Below are 257 nucleotides of genomic sequence, written 5' to 3'. Positions count from 1 at the left end.
TGGCCAAGCTCAATGCCGATGCCCGTCAGGATTATGTGTATGACGACGGCGATCGCTTGCTGTCGATCCAGCGCCTGCCCACCGCGCAGGGCAAGCAGATGGGTGTCAGTGATGAAACCCTCGAATTTTCCTACGACCTGCTTGGTCGCCTGATCCAGGAGACCACGGCGCAAGGCGCCTTGTCCTACGAATACGACCCACTGAGCAACCTCACCACCCTGACGTTGCCCACTGGCCAACACCTCAATCACCTGTAC

Annotated in this window: 1 protein-coding gene; it reads left to right on the top strand. The window is 58.8% G+C overall.

Annotation, left to right across the window (positions count from 1 at the left end; genetic code table 11):
* Positions 1-257 (top strand): RHS repeat domain-containing protein (locus NPS56_RS31125; protein WP_274078189.1); only part of this gene is annotated, 257 nt, incomplete at both ends.

It is taken from the genome of Pseudomonas putida, assembly GCF_028682635.1.
GTDB classification, from domain to species: Bacteria; Pseudomonadota; Gammaproteobacteria; order Pseudomonadales; family Pseudomonadaceae; genus Aquipseudomonas; species Aquipseudomonas putida_AE.
This window is presented reverse-complemented; position numbering and strand designations above follow the sequence as displayed.